Here is a 21481-nt window from a genome sequence, read left to right on the forward strand (position 1 = left end):
GGACTGCCATGTGCGGAATCGCCGGGTTCCTCGCGGACCCACCACTGACCGGAGCACCCGACGAGGTCATCACCTCGATGCTCTCGACCATCCGCCACCGCGGACCGGACCAGGCCGGCTACTACCTGGACGACGGGCTCGCGATGGGCACCGTACGGCTGGCGATCGTCGATCCCGCCGACGGCGCCCAGCCGATGGCGGACCCGACGGAACGCTACTGGATCTGCTTCAACGGCGAGATCTACAACCACGTCGAACTGCGCGCGGAACTGGAGGGCCTGGGCCGCCCGTTCCGCACCGACCACTCCGACACCGAAGTCGCCCTCCAGGCCTGGATCCAGTGGGGCCCGGCCTGCTTCGCCCGCTTCAACGGCCCGTTCGCGCTCGCGATCAGGGACACCGCCACCGGCGGGCTCGTCCTGGCCCGCGACCGGTACGGCAAGCGCCCGCTGTACTACGCCGAGCACGGCGGCGCCCTCCTGTTCGCCTCCGAGGCGAAGGCCTTCGGCGCGTTCCCCGGCTTCCGCTTCGAGCTCTCCCCGCCGGACCTCGCGTCGATCTACGCGGTGTGGACGCCGCTGCCCGACCGCACGCCGTTCGCCGGCGTCCGCCAACTGCCCATGGGCTGCTACCTGGAGGCCGGCGGCGGCCTGCGCTCGCCGCGCGCGTACGAGGAACTCTCCTTCGACGTACCGGGCTTCGACGGCACCGAGCCGGAAGCGGTCGCGTTCGTCCGGGAGAGCCTGCGCACCGCGGTGGAGCTGCGCCTGCGCTCCGACGTGGAGGTCGGCGTCTACCTGAGCGGCGGCCTCGACTCCTCCGTGGTCACCAGCCTCGCCACGCAGCTGTCCCGGCACCAGGTCCGCACCTTCTCGGTGGCCTTCCGGGACAAGAACTTCGACGAGTCCGACAGCCAGCTGCTGGTCGCCGAGCACCTCGGCACCCTGCACTCCGCCCTCCCGGTCACCGGCGCGGACATCGCCGACAACCTCCCGTCGGCGGTGTACCACGCCGAGGTGCCCGCCTTCCGGACCTCCTTCGTCCCGATGTTCCTGCTCTCCCGCCACGTCCGCGACGCGGGCATCAAGACCGTGCTCAGCGGCGAGGGCTCCGACGAGGCCTTCCTCGGCTACTCCCTGTTCCGGGAGACCATGCTGCGCGAACGCTGGCACGGGCTCACCGACGCCGAGCGGCGCGCCGGACTCGCCACCCTGCACCCGGAGCTGTCGCACTTCGGCCCGGCCCACCAGGGCCACCTGCTCGGCCTCTACCAGCAGTTCGCCACCGAGCGGCTGCCCGGCCTGTTCTCCCACGAACTGCGGTACCAGAACGGCAGGTTCGCGGCCCGGCTGCTCGCCTCCCGGGAGGACCCGTTCGCCGACCTGCTCGACCTGGTCGCCCGGGCGCCGGGCTACCAGGCCATGTCCGCGGTGCAGAAGGCCCAGTGGCTGGAGTACAAGACCCTGCTGCCCGGCTTCCTGCTCTCGACCCAGGGCGAGCGCGTCGCCCTGGCGCACAGCGTGGAGAACCGCTGCCCGTTCCTCGACCCGGCGGTGGTCCGGGCCGCCTCCGCGGTCAACCTCCGCTTCGACGACGGGTGGAACGAGAAGGCCGTCCTGAAGAAGGCGTTCCGCGCCGAGCTGCCGCAGTGGACCACGGACCGCCCCAAGCAGCCCTACCGCGCCCCGGGCAGTGAGGTGTTCAAGGAGCACCGCCCGGACTACCTGGAACTCCTCCTGTCCGACACCGAGTTGGGCAAGCTCGACTTCCTGGACCAGCGGTTCGCCCGCCGCCTGACGGACCGCGTCATGGCGTCGCCCGCCGAGGACGTGAGCACCAAGGAGGACCAGGCCTTCGTCTACCTGCTCACCACCGCCGTGCTCCACCGGCAGTTCGTGCTCGACGGCGCCGGCCGGAACGGCGGATCGGCCGCCCCGGCGCTCGACCTGAAAGTGACCGTGGACCGGCGCCACGCCGTCCGGACCGGAAAGGAGGCCCGGTGACCACCGACGGCATCGCCATCATCGGACTCGCCCTGCGCTTCCCCGGGGCCGACACCCTCGCCACGCTCTTCGACCACCTCGCCGCCGGACGCTCCCTGATCACCGAGGTCCCGGCCGAACGGTGGTCCAAGGAACGCTACTTCGGGGACCCGCGCAACGGCGGCGAACGGACCAACAGCATCTGGGCCGGGTTCATCGAGGACGCGGACCGCTTCGACGCCGCCTTCTTCGCCATCTCCCCGCGCGAGGCCGAGACGATGGACCCGCAGCAGCGGTTCGCCCTCGAACTCGCCTGGAAGGCCGTCGAGGACGCGGGCTACCGCGCGAGCGAGCTCGCGGGCAGCCGCACCGGGGTCTTCATGGGCGTCTGCCACGCCGACTACGCCGAACTCATCGAACGCGACGACGTGGCGACCGACGCCTACTTCCCGACCGGAACGGCGTACTCGATCGTCGCCAACCGGCTCTCCTACCACTTCGACCTCCACGGCCCGAGCATCACCAACGACACCGCCTGCTCCAGCTCCCTGGTGTCCGTCTACGAGGCCGTGACCGCGCTCAACAACGGGGGCTGCGACCTGGCGCTGGCCGGCGGCGTCAACCTGTGCTGGTCCCCGAAGCACTTCGTGGCCTTCAGCAAGGCCGGCATGCTCTCGCCCACCGGCCGGGCGCAGGCCTTCGACGAGGGCGCCGACGGGTTCGTCCGGGGCGAGGGCGGGGCGGTCCTGCTGCTCAAGCCGCTCGCCCGGGCGATCGCGGACGGCGACCCGGTCCACGGGGTGATCAAGGGCGTCGGCACCAACCACGGCGGCCGGACCAACTCGCTGACCGTGACCAGCCCGACCGCCCAGGCCGCGCTGATCGAGGACGTCTACACCCGGGCGGGCGTCGCGCCCGGCACCGTCGGCTACATCGAGGCGCACGGGCCGGGCACCCCGGTCGGCGACCCGATCGAGATCGTCGGCCTCAAGCGCGCCTTCCGCAACCTGCACGAGACCGCCGGGACCGAACCCGACCCGGACACCACCGGCATCGGCTCGGTCAAGACCAACATCGGGCACCTGGAATCCGCCGCCGGGGTGGCGGGCATGGTGAAGGTCGTCGCCGCCATGACGGCCGGGGTGCTGCCCGCGACCGTCAACTTCCGGAACCTGAACCCGCTGATCAACCTGGCCGGCAGCCCCTTCTACATCGTCGACGGGACCCGGCCCTGGCCGGCCGCGGACGGCGCGCCCCGCCGGGCCGGCGTCAGCTCCTTCGGCTTCGGCGGGACCAACGCCCACGTGCTGATGGAGGAACCGCACCGCCGCACCTCCTCGGCCGGCGCGCCGGGCCCGTACGTCGTGCCGCTGTCGGCGCGCAGCCCCGAGCGGCTGCGGGTGCTCGCCGGACTGCTGCGGGAGCACCTGCTCGCGCCGGAGTCCGCGCTGCTGCCGCAGCAGTCGCCGGCCGACATCGCCCACACCCTGCGGGTGGGCCGCGAACCGCTGGCCGTCCGGGCCGCGCTCGTCGTCGCCGACCGGGACCAGCTCGTGGCCGCGCTGGGGACGCTGGTGTCCGGTGAGCTCCCGGCGGGCGAGGCCGCCAACCCCGCCGGCGCCGGCCCCGAGCTCATGACGGCGGTCGCCGACTGGCTGGCGGGCGGCGACGCGAGCTGGCCGCACCACCCCGGCGCCCAGCGGGTGCGGCTGCCCACCTACCCGTTCGCGCGGGACCGGCACTGGTACCGCGTGCCGGAGCCCGTCGCCCCCGCCGCCACCGGGCAGCTGCACCCCCTCGTCCACCGCAACACCTCCGACCTGGCGCAGCAGCGCTACACCTCGACGTTCACCGGCGCCGAGCCCTTCCTCGACGACCACCGGGTCGGCGGCCGGCGGGTGCTGCCCGCCGCCGCCTACGTCGAGATGGCCCGGGCCGCCGTGGCGCTCTCGGCCACCGGGACAGGGACCGTCCGGCTGCACGACCTGGCCTGGGTGCGGCCGATCACCGTCGACGAGGAACCCGTCGACGTCCAGGTCGAACTGACGCCCGGGGACCACGGGATCGCCGTCGCGTTCGTACGCGACGGCACGGAGCACGGCACCGGCCGCGCCGCACTCGTCCCGGCCGCGCCGCCGGCCCCGCTCGACCTGGCCGCGCTGCGCGCCTCCTGCCCGGACCCGGCCGAGCCCGACGCCGTCCACCGGCGGCTGCGCGCCCAGGGCCTGGAGTACGGCCCGGCCATGCGCGCGCTGCGGGAGCTGCGCACCGGCCCGGACGGGGCACTCGCCCGCATCCGGCCGACCGAGCCCGAGGGAGCCGGACACCTGCTGCCGCCGAGCCTGCTGGACGCGGCCTTCCAGGTCTCCGTCACGCTGATGCCGGACACCGCCGGGCCGACCCTGCCGCTGGCCCTGGACGAGGTCCTGGTCCACGGGCCGTGCCCGGCCGAGAGCTGGGCCTGGATCCGGCGGACCGGCGGTTCCGGGGGCTCCGGCGCGGTGGCCACCTTCGACATCGACCTGTGCGACCACGAGGGCACCGTCCACGCCACGGTCCGGGGGCTCGCCCAGCGCGCCACCGGCACCGGCACCGGCCCGCGCGTCGTCACCGCCACCACCCGGTGGACGGACCGGCCGGCCGTCCCGGGCGGCCCGGCCCGCACCCCGCACACCCCGGAGCTGCCGGGCGTCGCCCCCTCGGCCCCGGCCGACGGTGTCGAGGCCGTGACGGACACGGTGTTCGCCGCCGTCCGGGAGCTGCTGCTCACCCGGCCCACCACCGAGCACCGGTTCGTGGTGCTGGTCGACGGGCGGGTCCCGGCGCACTTCCACCGGCCGCTGGCGGGCCTGTTCCGCACGGTGGCCCTGGAGAACCCGCTGGTCACCGGCCGGGTGGTGCGCGTCGACGGCCTGGAGGGCGCCGACCCGGCGACGATCGAGCGGATCGTCGCCGAGGAGTGCGCGGACGAGGGCGCCGACAGTGAGGTCCGCCGCCGGGCCGACGGGGTCCGGCAGGTGCTGGAGCCCGTCGACACCCCGCTCGCGGCCGGCCCGGCCGTCCCGGAGCTGCGGACCGGCGGGGTGTACTGGATCACCGGCGGCCTGGGCGGCCTCGGTCCGCACCTGGCCCGCTACTTCGGCCGCGCCGGAGCCACGGTGGTGCTCAGCGGACGGTCCGCCACCGGCCCGCTCGCCGAGCTGCGCGCCGACGGCGTCGACGCCCACCACCTCCCGGTGGACGTGGCCGACGCCGAGGAGGTCCGGGCCGCGGTCGAGACGATCCTGCGCGACCACGGCTCGCTCGACGGCGTCGTCCACGCGGCCGGCGTCCTGCGCGACCAGTACCTGGTGCGCAAGGACCTGGCCGACGTCCGCACGGTGGGCGCGCCGAAGATCCGCGGCGCGCTCAACCTCGACGCCGCCACCCGCCACCTCGACCTGGACCACTTCGTGCTCTTCTCGTCGGTCGCCGGGGTGTACGGCAACCCCGGCCAGTCCGACTACGCCGCGGCCAACGCCTTCCTGGACGCGTTCGCCGCGCACCGGCAGTCCCTGGTCGACGCCGGCGAGCGCACCGGCCGTACCGTCGCGGTCAGTTGGCCGCTGTGGGCCGACGGCGGCATGACGATGGACGCGGCCGGCCGGGAGGCGATGCGCCGCGAGCGGGGCTGGGAGCCGCTGCCCACCGAGGACGGGCTGCGCGCGCTCGGCGGGGCGCTGCGCGCCGACGCCCCGGCGCACGTCGTGGTCGGCTACGGCGCGGGCGCCACGCTCGCGGCCCGGCCCGCCTCACCGGTCCGAACCGCCGTACCGGGCACACCGGTTCGGACCGCCGCACCCGCCGGCCCGGTACCCGGCGGCGACGGCGGGGACCTGACCGAGCGGACCGAGGAACTGCTGCGGCGGATCGTCGCCGAGGTCCTCCGGCACCGGCCGGAGGACCTCGACCCGGCCACCGACCTCGTCGCGTACGGCATCGACTCGCTGAGCATCATGGGCGTGACCGCCGAGCTGGAGAAGCTGTTCGGGCCGCTGTCCAAGACCATCTTCTTCGAGTACCTCAACATCGCCGACGTCGCCGCCCACTTCGTGGAGTCCCGGCGGGAGCAGCTGGAGGCCGTCCTCGGCGAGGCGGCGCCGCGGGCCGAACCCGAGCCGGAGCCGGTCGAGGTACCCGTCCGGACCCCTGCCGCCGTCAGCGCCGTCTCTGCCGTCGAGGCCCCCGAGGCCCGCGCGGAGCCGTCCGGCCCACGCCGGGACCGCGACGACCGGCACGACATCGCGATCATCGGGGTCTCCGGGCGCTACCCCGGCGCCGACACCCTCGACGAGCTGTGGGAGCTGCTGGAGAACGGCCGGCACAGCTTCACCGAGGTCCCCGCCGACCGCTGGGACCACCACGTCGTCCACGACAGCGACCGGGCCGTGCCCGGCAAGAGCGTGATCCGGACCGGGACCTTCCTGCGCGACATCGACGCCTTCGACCCCCGGTACTTCCGGATCTCCAAGCGCGAGGCCGAGCAGATGTCCCCGGAGGTGCGGCTGTTCCTCCAGGCCGGCGTGCAGGCGCTGGAGGACGCGGGCTACTCCCGGGAGACCATCCGGCGCCGCTACCAGGGCGACGTCGGCGTGCTCGTCGGGACGATGAGCAACCACTACAACCTGTACGGCTTCCAGAACAGCCTCACCCGCGGCGCCCCGCAGAGCGGCAGCTACACCGGGACGATCCCGAACATGCTGTCCTACTTCTACGGCCTGACCGGGCCGTCGATCTTCGTGGACACCATGTGCTCGGCCTCCTCGACCTGTGTCCACCAGGCCGTGCAGATGCTGCGGGCCGGCGAGTGCCGGATGGTGGTCGCGGGCGGCATCAACCTGCTGCTGCACCCGTACAACCTGATCACCTCCTCGCAGGAGCACTTCACCACCGGCACCTCCGACGTGATCCGCAGCTTCGGCGTCGGCGTGGACGGCACCATCCTCGGCGAGGGCGTCGGCGCGGTGGTGCTCAAGCCGCTGGTCGACGCGGAGCGCGACGGCGACCACGTGTACGCCGTGATCAAGGGCACCGCCCTGTCCAACGCCGGTGTGCGCAACGGCTTCACCGTGCCGAGCCCCGGCATGCAGGCCCGCGCGATCGAGAAGGCCGTCGAGGACGCCGGGATCGACCCGAGGACGATCGGCTACGTCGAGGGCCACGGCTCGGGCACCGCCCTGGGCGACCCGATCGAGGTCCGCGCCCTCACCTCGGCGTTCCGGAAGTACACCGAGGACCGGCAGTTCTGCGCCCTCGGCTCGGTCAAGGCCACCATGGGCCACCTGCTCGCCGCCGCCGGGATGGTGGGCCTGGCGAAGGTGCTGCTCCAGCTGCGGCACGGCAAGCTGGTGCCGTCGCTGCACAGCACGGAGCTCAACCCGGACATCGACTTCGCGGACACCCCGTTCCGGGTCCAGCAGACCCTCGCCGACTGGCAGCCGGTCGTCACCACGGTCGACGGCCGGGAGGTCACCCACCCGCGCCGGGCCGGCCTCACCTCGATCGGCGCCGGCGGCATGAACTCCCACATCATCCTGGAGGAGTACCCGCCGCGGCCGGAGCGCCAGGAGCCCTTCGGCGAGCAGCTGTTCGTGTTCTCCGCCATGAACGAGGACGCCCTCGGACGCCATCTGGCCGTCTTCCGCGACCACCTCGCCGGGGCCCGCGAGGCCGACCTCCCCGACATCGCCTTCACCCTGCGGGTCGGCAGGAACGAACTGCCGCACCGCTGGGCCTTCGTGGCCGCCGACAAGGCGGCCGCCCTGGCCGCCCTGGACGGCTGGGCGGCGGGCCGCCGGGACCTCCCGGAGCACGAGATCGCCCGGACCTGGCTCGCGGGCCGCAGCGTCGACTGGGACCGGCTGCCCGCGGCCCGGCGGGTCCCGCTGCCCCCGTACCCCTTCGACCGGGTGCGCTGCTGGGTCGAGGTGGACGAGGACGCGCCGACCGTGCTCGCCCCGCTGGCCCACCGCGAGCGGCTTCACCCCTTCCTGGGGCGCAACGAGTCCGACGTCCACGGCCTGCGCTACACCGCGGACCTGCGGCTCGACGACCTCCAGGACTACACCTACCGCCAGGACGGGCTCCCCGTCGTGGTGTCCACCTTCGCCGTGGACCTCGCGCTCGCCACCGCGAGGGTCAGCGGGTACGCGGCCGAGCCGGCCGTCCACGACCTGCGGGTGCTGCGGCCGGTCGACTGGTCGGCCACCGACCGCCTCGTCACGGAGTTCGCCGACGGCCACGGCCTGGTGCGGGCCGGGGACGGGCCGCCGGCCGTCGAGTTCACCGTCCGGGCGGCCGACGCGCCCACCGGCCGGATCGACCTCACCGGCCTGCGGCAGGTGCTGGACCGGGCGGGCCTCTTGGCCGAACTGGCCGAGGGCGGCGTCGTCCCCCGGGCCGCCTCCTGCGCCGTCGACGCGGTGTCCGCCGCCCCGGACGGCGGCACCGTCCTGCACCTGTCCCGCCCCGGCGTCCAGCAGGACCACGTCCGGCGGAACGTGACCGTCGAACCGTCCGTCCTCGCGGCGATCGCCCTGGGCGTGCAGTGGACGGCCCGCCGGGCCGGGCACCCGGACTGGCAGCGGGTCGCGCCGCACCGGATCGACCGGATCGCCGTCCGGTCCGGCGGGCCGGTCGCCCACGTCCTCCTCGGCGCCGACCGGATCCTCCTGGCCGACGCTTCGGGCGAGGTGCTCGGCGCGCTGGAGGGCGTGCTGTGCGGCACCGGGGGGACGCCACCGGCGGCCCGCCGGGCCCCCCGGCCCGCCGTACTCCGCCCCGAGCCGGGTACTCCCGCGCCGGCGGAGGGCACGTCCGGACCGACGGGTGCGGACGGGGTCGTGGAGGTGCTGCGCGAGATCGCGGCGGGGCTGCTGAAGTTCGAGCCGGAGGAGCTCGACCCCCGGACCGGCATGGACGAGTTCGGCTTCGACTCGATCTCGCTGGTCTACTTCGCCAAGCAGATCGAGGAGCGCTTCGGCGCCAAGGTCAGCCCGGCCGTGTTCTTCGACCTCAGCACCCTGGAGGCGCTGGGCGCCCACCTGGTCGCGGAGCACGGGGCCTCGGCCGCGCCGCGCCGCCCGGCGGCCCGCCCCGCGACCGTCCCGGCAGCCGTCCCCGTGACCGCCGCCGTGACGACCCCCGTGACAACCTCCGTGACGGCCCCCGCCACCGGGCGCCGGCCCCTCCCGGACCGGCCCGGGAGGGCCCCGGACACGCCGATCGCCGTGATCGGCGCGGCCGGACGCTTCCCCGGTGCCCGCGACCTCACCCAGTTCTGGGCGAACCTGCTGGCCGGGCGGGACTCCGTCACCGCCTTCCCGCTGGACCGCTACGACGAGGAGCAGCGCCGGGCCATCACCGCCCTGGACTTCCCCCGGCGGATGGGCGCCCTCGACGAGGTCGACGCCTTCGACGCGGCGTTCTTCCGGATCCTGCCGCGCGAGGCCGAACTGATGGACCCGCAGCACCGGCTGGTGCTGGAGACGGTGTGGCAGGCACTGGAGGACAGCGCCCACCGCCCGAGCGAACTCCCCTCCAACACCGGGGTGTTCATCGGCGTCACCAACAACGACTACGCGACCCTGCTCAGCACCCGAGGGGTGCGGCCGGACGCCTTCACCGCGACCGGCACCAACCACTCGATCCTGGCCAACCGCATCTCCTACCTGCTCGACGTGCGCGGCCCGAGCGAGCCCATCGACACCGCCTGCTCCAGCTCGCTGGTGGCGGTGCACCGCGCCATGGAGGCCATCCGGTCCGGCGCCTGCGACCTGGCGATCGCGGGCGGGGTGAACGTCCTGCTCGACGCCGGCACCTTCGTCAGCGCCCACCGCGCGGGGATGCTCAGCCCGGACGGCCTGTGCCGCACCTTCGACGCCGACGCGAACGGCTACGTGCGCGGCGAGGGCGTCGGGGCCGTCGTCCTCAAGCCGCTGGCGGCGGCCGAGCGGGACGGCGACGCGATCCTCGGCGTGCTCCGGGGCAGCGCCTACAACCACGGCGGACGGGCCAACTCGCTCACCGCGCCGAACGCCGACGCCCAGGCCGAGCTGGTCACCGCGGCCGTCGGCGACCTCGACCCGGACACCATCGGCTACATCGAGACCCACGGCACCGGCACGGCCCTCGGCGACCCGGTCGAGGTCCGCGCGCTGCGCACGGCCTTCCGCCGGCTCGGCCGGAGCGACGACGGCGCGTGCGGCCTGGGCTCGGTCAAGACCAACATCGGGCACCTGGAGTCCGCCGCCGGCATCGCCGGGCTGCTGAAGGTGCTGCTCTCGCTCCGGCACGGGGTGCTGCCCGCGAACCGGCACCTGCGGCGGGTCAACCCGTTCGTCGAACTCGACGACGGGCCCTTCCACCTGGTCCGGGAGAACGAGCCCTGGCCGCGTCCGCGCGACCGCGACGGCCGGGACGGGCCGAGGCGCGCCGGGGTGAGCAGCTTCGGCTTCGGCGGCGTCAACGCCCATGTCGTGGTCGAGGAGTACGTCCCGGTCCGGGCCGGCCGGGAGGAGCCCGCCGGGGACGTCGTGGTGCCGCTCTCGGCGCGCACCCCGGGGCAGTTGACCGACCGGGCCCGGGACCTGCTGGCCTTCCTGGAGCGGTCGGAGGGGGTGTCCCTGCGCTCGGTCGCCTGGACCCTGCTGGCCGGCCGGGAGGAGATGGCCGAGCGGATCGCCTGGACGGTGTCCAGCGTGGCCCAACTCGCCGACCGTCTGCGGGCGTTCGTCGCCACCGGCGACCGGGGCGAGGCCGCCGGTCCGGCGGAGCGCTGGATCGCGGGCGAGGCCCTCGACCGGTCGGCCTGGACCGGCGGAGCGACGCCCGGCCGGGTGCACCTGCCCGGGTACCCCTTCGCCCGGGACCGCTTCTGGCACCCGGAGGCCGAGCCCGCCCCGGCGCCCGCCCAGGCGCCCGTCGCGGCACCGGACACCGAAGCGGCCGCCGCCCCGGAGGCCGTCACGGTCCTGTCCGTCCCGGCCTGGGCTCCGGCCCCCGCCGCGCCGGGCCGCCGCCACGACCGCCGCGCGGTCGTGCTGTGCGGGGTCGACGGCGACGTCCCCGGGGCGATCCGGCTGGAGACCGCCAAACAGCGGCCGGAGAGCCGGTTCCGCGACCTGTCCTGGAAGCTGCTGGAGACCGTCCGGGGCCTGGCGGCCGGGGACGGCACGGTGCTGGTCCAGGTGGTCACGGACACCGCGGCCCTGGCCGGCCTGCTGCGCTCGGTGGCCAAGGAGGACCCGGGAGTCCTCAGCCAGGTGATCGTCCTGGACGGCGCCGCGGGCGTCTCCCCGGCCACCGCGGTCGCGGAGAACGCCGACGGCGCGGACGACCTCGTCCGCTACCGCCACGGCGTCCGGCAGACCCTCGGCTGGACCCCCGCCGCTCCCCCGGCCACCGGCTCCGCCCCGCCGTGGCGGGACGGCGGCGTCTACCTCGTCACCGGCGGCGCCGGCGGCATCGGCGCCGCGACGGCCCGCCGGATCGCCGCCGACGTCCGACGGCCCACCCTCATCCTCGCGGGCCGGTCGCCGGCCGACGAGCGGGTGGAGGCGCTGCTGGCCGACCTGCGGCAGGCCGGCGCGGTCGCGCGCTACGTGCGGGCCGACCTCTCGCGCTGGGAGGAGGTCCGCCACCTCGTCGCCGAGGCGGGCGAGGTCACCGGGGTGGTGCACGCCGCCGGAGTGGTCCGCGACGCCCTGCTCGCGGAGAAGACCGCGGCGCAGTGGGAGGAGGTGCTCGGCGCCAAGGCGGACGGCCTCGTCCACCTCGACCGGGCCACCGCGCACTGCCCGCTGGAGTTCGTCCTGGCCTACTCCTCCGGCGCCGCCGTCACCGGCAACCCCGGGCAGAGCGACTACGCGGCCGCCAACGCCTTCCTCGACGAGTTCGCCGCCTCCCGCAACGCGGCCGTCGCCCGGGGGGAACGGCGGGGCCGGACGCTCTCGGTGGCCTGGCCGCTGTGGCAGGACGGCGGCATGACCGTCGACGACCGCACCCTGGCCTACCTGCGGGAGGACCGGGGGCTGGTACCGATGCCGACGCCGACGGGCCTCGCCGCCCTGGTCGACGCCTGGCACACCGGGGCGGACCGGGTGTGGGTGCACCACGGCTCGCCCGCCCCGGCCGCTGCTCCTGCCGCTGCCGCTCCGCCCGCGCCCGCACCGTCCGGGGGCCGCACCGCGGACCGCGCCGTGCTGGACCACCTGCGGGAGGTCTTCGCGGAGGTCAGCAAGCTGCCCCCGCAGGCGGTGGACCCGGACCGGCCGTTCGTCGACATCGGTCTCGACTCGGTGATGGTGATCCAGCTCAACCGTGCGCTGGCCCCGTTCTACCCCGAGGCCTCCTCGACCCTGTTCTACGAGCAGCCGAACCTGCGGGCGGTGGCCGCCCGGCTCGGCGGCGCACGCCGCCCGGAGCCCGTACCGCAACCCGTACCGGAGCGGGCGACCGGGCCCGCCCCGGCGGCCCCCTCGGGACGGACCGTCCCCGCCGGGGAACCCGCCGTCGGACGTGCCGCCGGGCGCGCCGCCGGCCCCGACGAGCCGATCGCCGTCATCGGGCTGAGCGGCCGCTACCCGGGCGCCGCCGACCTGGGCGAGTTCTGGGAGAACCTCAGGGCCGGCCGCGACAGCGTCCGCGAGATCGACCGGTGGCCGCTGGACGGCTTCTTCGAACCCGACCGCACCACCGCCGCGACCACCGGGCGCAGCTACAGCAAGTGGGGCGGGTTCCTGGACGGCTTCGCCGACTTCGACCCGAGGTTCTTCGGCATCGCCCCGCGCGACGCCTACGCGATGGACCCGCAGGAGCGGCTGTTCGTCCAGGCCGCCTGGGAGGTGCTGGAGGACGCCGGGTACACCCGCGCCCGCCTCGCCGAGCAGCACGACCACCGGGTCGGGGTGTTCGCCGGCGTCACCAAGGTCGGGCACGCCCGGCACCCTGCGGGCCGGCTGCCCTCGGGTGAACTCGTCGTCCCCGGGCTCTCGTTCGCCTCGCTGAGCGCCCGGGTGTCCTACCTGCTCGACCTGCGCGGGCCGAGCCTGACCGTGGACACCATGTGCTCGGCCTCGCTGACCGCGATCCACGAGGCCTGCGAGCAACTCCGCAGCGGCGCCTGCGAGGTCGCCCTGGCCGGCGGCGCGAACGTCTACACCCACCCGCTGGACTACGTCGAGCTGTGCCGCTCCGGCATGCTCTCGCCCGACCGGTACTGCCGCAGCTTCGGCGCCGGCGGCCACGGGTTCGTCCCGGGCGAGGGCGTCGGCTGCGTGCTGCTCAAGCCGCTCTCCCGGGCCCTGGCCGACGGGGACCGGGTGCTGGGCCTGATCCGCGCCACCGGCGTCAACCACGGCGGGCGCAGCACCGGTTACACCGTGCCGAGCCCGACCGCCCAGGCCGCGCTGATCCGTCAGGTGCTCGACCGGGCCGGCGTCTCGGCGCGGCAGGTCGGGTACGTCGAGGCACACGGCACCGGCACCGAGCTGGGCGACCCGATCGAGGTCGCCGGCCTGGCCGCGGCGTTCCGGCAGGACACCGAGGACCGGCAGTACTGCGCGCTCGGTTCGGTGAAGTCCGGCATCGGACACCTGGAGGCCGCCGCCGGCGTGGCGGGCCTCACCAAGGTGCTGCTGCAGCTCGGGCACCGGGAACTGGTCCCCACCCTGAACGCCGAACAGCCCAACCCGAACATCGACTTCGGGTCGTCCCCCTTCCGGCTCCAGCGCGAAGCGGCGCCCTGGCACAGCGAGGGCCCGCGGATCGCGGCGGTGTCCTCCTTCGGTGCCGGCGGCTCCAACGCGCACGTGATCGTCGAGGAGTACCCCGTGCAACCCGCAGACGGCACCGAGGACGGCGCCGAACACGTCGTCGTCCTCTCCGCCCGGACCCCCGACCGACTCGCCGCCTCCGTCGACCGGTTGGCCGCGTTCCTCGACCGGGCCCCGGACACCCCGCTGGCCGACCTCGCGTACACCCTCCAGGTGGGACGGGAGGCGATGGCCGAGCGGTACGCGGTCGTGGTCTCCTCCACCGGGGAGCTGCGGGACGCGCTGCGCGAGGGCCGGGGGCTCCGGGGCAGCGCGGGGACGGCGCCCGACGGGCTGCTCGCGGAACTCACCGCGGACGGCGAGCTCCAGGAGCTGCTCGTCCGGCGCTGGAGCGCCGCCGGGGAGCTGTCCAAGGTCGCGGCCCTGTGGGCGTCCGGCGTCGCGATCGACTGGCGGAGCACGCACCGGGAGGCGCGGCGGACCATCGCCCTGCCCACCTATCCGTTCGCCGCGGAACGGTTCTGGATCGGCGACCTGGCCCGGTCCGGGGACGTTCCCCCCGCGGCACCCGTTCCCCCCGCGGCCGCCGAACCGGTCGACCTGGACGACCTGGCCGGTCTTGACGAACCGGCCGAACCCGCCGACCTGGACGGGCTGGTGCCCGCGCTGGTGCGGGAGAAGGTCGCCGCCGCCCTCGCGATGGAGGCCGGCGAGGTCCTCGACGGGTCGGCGTTCGCCGATCTGGGCCTGGACTCCATCCTCGCCGTCCGGCTGGTCCACGAGCTCAACACCGCGCTCTCGCTGGACCTTTCGACCACCGTGGTCTTCGACCACAGCACGGTCGACCGGCTGGCCGCGCACCTGCTCGCCGAGCACCGGGACGCCATGGTGCCCGCCCGGACCGGCGGCGCGGCCCGGCCCTCGGCCGCGCTCGACGCCGCGCCTGACGCCGCGCCGAACGCCGGAGCCGCCGACGGCGGCGCCCCGGTCACCGACCGCCGTCCCGCCACCGGACAGCCGGTGGCCGCCCCCGGCCCGGTGGACCGCGGCCCGATCGCGGTCGTCGGCATGAGCGGCCGGTTCGCGGGCACCGGCTCGCTGGACGAGCTGTGGACGCGGCTGGAGAACGGGGACGACCTGGTCACCGACGCCACCCGCTTCCGCCTCGACGGCCTGAGCGCGTGCACCCGGGGCGGGTTCCTCGACCGGATCGACGAGTTCGACGCGCTGTTCTTCAACATCTCCGGCACCGAGGCCGCCGCGATGGACCCCCAGCAGCGGCTGTTGCTGGAGGAGTCGTGGAAGGCCCTGGAGGACGCCGGGTACGCCGGCCGGATGGACCGGCGGCCGTGCGGCGTGTACGTCGGCGCCTGGGCCGGGGACTACCTGGAGCTGCTCGACGGGGACGCGCCGGCGCAGGCCCTGTGGGGCAACATGGCCTCGGTGATCCCGAGCCGGGTCAGTTACGCCCTGGACCTCAAGGGCCCGGCGATCGCCGTCGACACCTCCTGCTCCAGCTCGCTGGTGGCGCTCGACCTGGCGTGCAAGGACCTCTGGTCCGGCGAGACCTCGATGGCCCTGGCCGGCGGGGTGTTCGTCCAGTCCACGCCGCGGCTGTACGGGCTCGCGGGCCGCGCGGGGATGCTCTCCCCGAGCGGGCGCTGCCACAGCTTCGACCACCGGGCGGACGGCTTCGTCCCCGGTGAGGGCGTCGGGGTGGTGGTGCTCAAGCGGCTCGCCGACGCGCTGGCCGACGGGGACCACGTCCACGGCGTGATCACCGCCGTCGGGGTCAACCAGGACGGCGCCACCAACGGCATCACCGCCCCGAGTTCGGTCTCCCAGGAGAGCCTGATCAGCGGGCTGTACGAGCGGGCCGGCGTCGACGTGGAGCGGATCGGCCTGGTCGAGGCGCACGGCACCGGCACGCCGCTGGGCGACCCGATCGAGTTCCGGGCCCTGGACCGGGTCTTCCGCGCCCGGACCGACCGCGCCGAGTACTGCGCGCTGGGCTCGGTGAAGACCACGATCGGGCACGCCCAGTTCGCCGCCGGCATCGCGGGCGTGCTGAAGGTCCTGCTGGCGCTCAGGCACCGGCGGATCCCCGCCGCGCTGAACTTCGAGACCGCCAACGAGGCGGTCCCGCTGGCCGGCAGCCCGTTCTACGTCAACACCCGGACCCGTGACTGGGCGGCCCCCGCCGGCGGCCCGCGCTGCGGCGTGGTGAGCTCCTTCGGGGCCAGCGGGACCAACGCCCACGTCGTCATCGAGGAGGCGCCGTCGGCCGAGCGGCCCCCGGCGCCGAGGGCGGACCACCCCGTGGTCCTGTCCGCCCGGACGGAGCAGCAGCTCGCCGAGCAGCGGCGCCGGCTCGCGGCGCACCTGCGCGCCCACCCCTCGGTGGAGCTGCGCGACCTCGCCCACACGCTGTGGGTCGGCCGGAAGCGGTTCGAGCACCGCTTCGAGTGCCTGGCGGGCGACACCGCCGAACTGGTCGCGGTGCTCGACGGCATCGCGCCCGCCCGTCCGGTCGGGGACGCGCCGGCCCCGGCCGGGGGACGCCTCGTCCCGCTGCCGACCTACCCGTTCGCCCCGGACCGGCACGGGCCGGCGGCGGGCCGCGGCCGCGACCGCGTCACGCTGTCCCGTACGGACGGGCTGCTGCGGGACCACGTCGTGCAGGGCCGGCACATCCTGCCCGCCGTCGCCCACCTGGAACTGGCCCGTCGGGCCCTGGGCGGCACCCGCGTCCGGATGACCAACGTGACGTGGGTCCGGCCGCTGGAGGTCGGGCCGGAACCCGTCGAGGTGCTGGTCGACCTGCGCACCGACGCCCGCGGCGGCCGGCGGTTCACGCTGTCGACCGGCGGGACGGTCCGCAGTGAGGGCACGCTGGCCCCCTCCGACGCCCCGCGCCCGGCCCGGGTGGACCTCGCCGCGCTGCGCGCGCGGTGCCCGGAGACGGTGCCCGGCGAACGGATCCACCAGGCCCTGCGGTCGATGGGCATCGAGCACGGCCCGAGCCTGCGGGCCGTCCGGCAGGCGCACGTGGGCCCCGACACGGTGCTCGCCGACCTGGTCCTGCCCGACGCGGCCGAGCCGGGCGCGCTCACCCCGGCCCTGCTGGACTCGGCGATCCAGGCCACCGTCGCGGCGCACCTGACCGAACTGCGGGACACCGCCGTGCCGTTCGCGCTGGAGCGGCTCGAGCTGTTCGCCCCCTGCACCCCGGCCATGACGGCCGTGGTGCGGGGCCTGGCGGCCGGGCCGCTCGGCCGGCTCGACATCGATCTGGTGGACGAGGACGGCGAGGTCCGGGTACGGCTGGTCGGCTACAGCTCCCGCCGGACCGGGAGCCGCACCGAACCCCGCCCCGAGGCCCGTACCGGAACGGCCGGCGCGGACCGGCCCGAGCCCGCCGTCGAAGGCGCCGTCGAGGCCGCCGTCGAAACCGCCGTCGAACCGGCCCTCTACGCCCCGGTCTGGGACCCGATCCCCGCGGACGGCCCCCCGGTGCCCTCCGGCGCCGACCGCGTCCTGGTCGTCGGCGGCCCGGCCCCGCTCGACGGCGCGCTGCACTGGCCGCTGCCGGCCTCGGCGAGCGTCGAGGAGGCCACCGCCGCGCTGCGCGGACTCGGACCGGTCGACCACCTGGTGTGGGCCGCCCCCGAGGCCGACCTCGCGCCCACCGACGCCGCCGGCTACACCGCCGCGCAGGAGGACGGGGTGGTCGCCGCGTTCCGCCTGGTGAAGGCGCTGGTCGCGGCGGGCTACGACGCCAGGCCGCTCGGGATCACCCTGGTGACGACCCGTGCGCTCGCCACCCACGCGGACGACGAGGTCCAGCCCGCGCACGCCGGGCTGCACGGCCTGTTCGGCTCGCTGGGCCGGGAGTACGGCAACTGGACCGTCCGCCGCGTCGACCTGGACGGCTCCGGCTGGCCGGCGGACCTCACCGCCCTGCCCGCCCAGTCCCCCGACGACGCCTGGGTCCGGCGGACCGGCCAGTGGCTGGCCCGCCGCTGGGCCCCGTGCGAGGCCCCGGAGCGGCCGGTGTACCGGGAGGGCGGCGTGTACGTCGTCATCGGCGGCGCCGGCGGGCTGGGCTCCGCGTGGACCCGGCACGTCGTGCGGAACCACGGCGCCCACGTCACCTGGATCGGCCGCCGGGCGCACGACGCCACCGTGGCGGACCGGATCCGCTCCGCCGGAGGACCGGAGCACGTCCGCTACCTCCAGGCCGACGCCGGCGACCCGGCCGCGCTGCGCCGGGTCCTGGCCGAGGTCAGGCGCCGCCACCCCCGGGTGCACGGCGTCGTCCAGGCGGCGCTGGTGCTGCGGGACAGCACCGTCGCGCGGATGGACGAGGCCGACCTGCGCGCCGCGCTGGCCGCCAAGGTCGACGTGACGACCGCCATGGCCGAGGCCTTCGACGGCGAACCGCTCGACTTCGCGGTCCTGCTGTCCTCCATGCAGTCCTTCACGACCGCCGCCGGCCAGGGCAACTACGCGGCCGGCTGCACCTTCAGCGACGCCTACGCGCACGCCCTCGGGCAGCACTGGGACACCCCGGTCCGGGTCATGAACTGGGGCTGGTGGGGCGGTCTCGGGAGCGTCACCTCCGAGTTCTACCGGGAGCGGATGACCCGGGTCGGGCTGGTGTCCATCGAACCGCCGGAGGGGCTCGCCGCCCTGGCCGCCCTGCTCGGCGGCCCGCAGCGGCAGCTCGCCTACGTCCGCACCGACCGGCGCAACACCCTGCCCAACTTCGACCGCGCCACCCGGGTCTCCGCGCACGGCCCGGCCGTCCTGCCGCGCCCCGGCACGCTGCCGGCCGGCGTCGACGAGACGGACGCCGCCCTGGACGAGGTCGTCCGGTGGCGGCGGGCCGAGCGGGACCCGTGGCTCGCCAAGGTCCTCGCCGCCCAGCTGGCCGACGTCGACCGCGCGGCGGTCCTGCCGCAGTACGCCCAGTGGTGGGAGCACGCCCAGCGGCTCCTGGCGCCGGCGGAGCCCGCGGACCAGGTGCTGGCCCGGTGGGAGCGGCAGTGCGCCCGGTGGTCCGCGGACCCCGACCGGGCGGCGGAGCTGCGCCTGGCCGCGGCCATGCTCGGAGCCCTGCCCGGGATCCTGACCGGCCGCGTCCGGCCCACCGACGTGATGTTCCCGCGCGGCTCCATGGAGCTGGTGGAGGGCTGCTACCGCGACAACCGCGCCGCCGACCTGTTCAACCGCGCCATGGCCGCCACCGCCGCCGGCCTGGTCGCCGACCGGCTGCGCCGCGACCCGGGCGCCCGGCTGCGGATCCTGGAGGTCGGCGCGGGCACCGGCGGCACCAGCGTGGGGATGTTCGCCGCCCTCCAGCCGTACCGGGACAGCATCGAGCGCTACGTCTACACGGACGTCTCCAAGGCCTTCCTGAACCACGCCCGGGCCTCGTACGGGCCGGAGGTCCCGTACCTGGACTGCCGGCTGCTCGACATCGAACGGCCGCTGGCCGGGCAGGAGGTCGCCGAGGGCGCCTTCGACCTGGTCATCGCCGCGAACGTGCTGCACGCGACCAAGGACACCCGCAACACCCTGCGCAACGCCAAGGCCGCGCTGCGGCCCGGCGGTTGGCTGCTGCTGAACGAGCTCTCGGCGTTCGACCTGTTCAGCCACGTGACCTTCGGCCTGCTGGAGGGCTGGTGGCTGTTCGACGACCGGTCGCTGCGGATCCCCGGCTCGCCTGCGCTGTCGCCCGGGAACTGGCGGGACGTGCTGGCCGGTGAGGGCTTCCGCACCGTCGTGTTCCCGGTGTCCCGGGCGCTCCCGCTGGGGCAGCAGGTGATCGCGGCGGAGAGCGACGGGGTGGCCCGGCAGCGGGTGCCGGCTGCATCGGCGGCACCGGCGGGAGGCGGACGGGAGACGTCCGCGGCGCCCGACCGGCGCTCGCCGGCCCGGGCCGTCGACACCCCGCCGACCCGGCCGCAGGCGCCCTCCGTCGACCCCCGACCGCAGGCGCCCGCCGTCGACCCCCGACCGCAGGCGCCCGCCGTCGACCCCCGGCCCGCCCGGCCCGTCGACAGCCGGCCCGTCGACGCCCGGCCCGCCCGGCCGGTGGACACCCGGCCGGTGGACACCCTGCCCGCCCGGCCGCCGGCCGATCCGGCCGCGCTGGTCCTGGCCAAGGCGGCGACCGTGCTCGGCATCCCGGCCGAGCGGATCGACTCCTCGGCCCCGCTCACCGACTACGGCCTGGACTCGATCCTGGTCCTCCAGCTCACCAACGCCCTGCGCGAGGACTTCGGCGAGGACGTCTCCCCCACCCTGCTGTTCGAGGCCGAGAGCGTCGACGCCCTCTGCGCCCGCCTGGCCGGCGCCCCCGACACCACCGACGCCCCCGACACCACCGACACCACCGGCAGCACCGGTGAACCCGGCCGGCGCTGGGCGCTGTCCCGCGGCCAACTGACCATGTACCAGGACCAGGTGCGCTGCCCGGACTCCGTCGCCTACCACCTCCCGCTCCTGTTCGAGGTCCACGGCGACCCGGACGAGGCCGCGCTGGAACGCGCGGTCCGGGAGCAGGCCCGGATCCACCCGCTGCTGGGCGCGGTGGTCGCCGAGCGGGACGGCGTCCCGTACCTGGACGTCGATCCGGCCCGGGGCCCGTCCTTCGAACGGGTCGACCTCACACCCACCACGCGGGACGGCCGGCTGGCCGCGCTGCGCGAACTGGTCGGCGCGCCCTTCGACCTGGCCGCCGGTCCGCTGGTCCGGGCGCACCTGGCCGCCCTGCCCGACGGCCGCCGGCTCCTGCTGGTCACCGCGCACCACATCCTGCTGGACGGGACCTCGACGGCCCTGCTGGTCCGCACCCTCAAGGACGCCTACCGGGGCCGGGGACGGCTGCGGAGCGCCGAGTTCGGCGACTACACCGCCTGGGAGGAGGAGCTGCTGGCCGGCCCGCGCGGGCAGCGGCACCGGGACCACTGGCTGGCCGAACTGGCCGGCGCGGACGGGCGGTTGGACCTGCCGTACGACCGCCCGCCGGTCCCGGGGCGGCTGCCGCGCGCGGACGTGGTCGTGACCCGGCTGCCGCGGGAGCTGGCCGACGCGGTCGCCACGACGGCCAGGAGCCACCGGGTCAGCGCCTCGACCGTGCTGCTCGCCGGCTACACCCGCTTCCTCCACCGGGTGACCGGCCAGGACGACCTGATCGCGGGGGTCACCACGGCCGCCCGCTACGAGGAGCGGTTCCAGGACGTCGTCGGCCAGTTCGCGAACTGCCTGCCGATCCGGTCCACCGCCACGGAGGACGTCGCCGGGCTGCTCCGCTCCCTCCACCGCCGGGTGCTGGCCGGGATCGAGCACGGCGCCTACCCGCTGGCCGAGATCGTCCGGGCCCGGGGCGACGGGGACGGACCGCTGGTGCGGACCAACTTCCTGTTCCAGAACTTCGACGGCGCGGAGCTGCTGACCAACGGGGCGCCCACCGCTCCCGGCGACCTGGACCTCCGGGCCTTCGACGACCTGCCCTACCCGGGGGAGTATCCCCTCGCCCTGGAGGTCTACCGGGACGAGGACGGCTACAAGGCCTTCCTGAAGTACGACACCCGGCTGTTCGAGGAGGCCACGGCCCGGTGGATGGCGGACGACTGGGTGGCGGCCCTCCGGGAGGTCGTGGCCAGCCGGTAGCGGGGC

At 75.6% G+C, this 21481-nt stretch carries 2 protein-coding genes; both read left to right on the forward strand.

Annotated features, from left to right (window positions below; translation table 11 throughout):
- The first annotated feature begins 8 nt into the window (after nt 1-8).
- A complete protein-coding gene (asnB, locus tag ACFY4B_RS03740; RefSeq protein WP_387966356.1) occupies nt 9-2003 on the forward strand; it encodes an asparagine synthase (glutamine-hydrolyzing) in 1995 nt (664 codons plus the stop codon).
- The gene (locus ACFY4B_RS03745; protein WP_387966357.1) at nt 2000-21475 is read left to right on the forward strand and encodes an SDR family NAD(P)-dependent oxidoreductase; all 19476 of its coding nucleotides are present in this window, start codon (nt 2000-2002) and stop codon (nt 21473-21475) included. The genes asnB and ACFY4B_RS03745 overlap by 4 nt, the downstream gene beginning before the upstream one ends.
- The last annotated feature ends 6 nt before the right edge of the window (nt 21476-21481 follow it).

The sequence above is a fragment of the Kitasatospora sp. NPDC001261 genome (assembly GCF_042896795.1).
Classification (GTDB): domain Bacteria; phylum Actinomycetota; class Actinomycetes; order Streptomycetales; family Streptomycetaceae; genus Kitasatospora.

What these genes read in the sequence shown, in the direction of transcription:
- asnB (WP_387966356.1), top strand. Translation starts at nt 9, where the DNA reads ATGTGCGGAATCGCCGGGTTCCTCGCGGACCCACCACTGACCGGAGCA.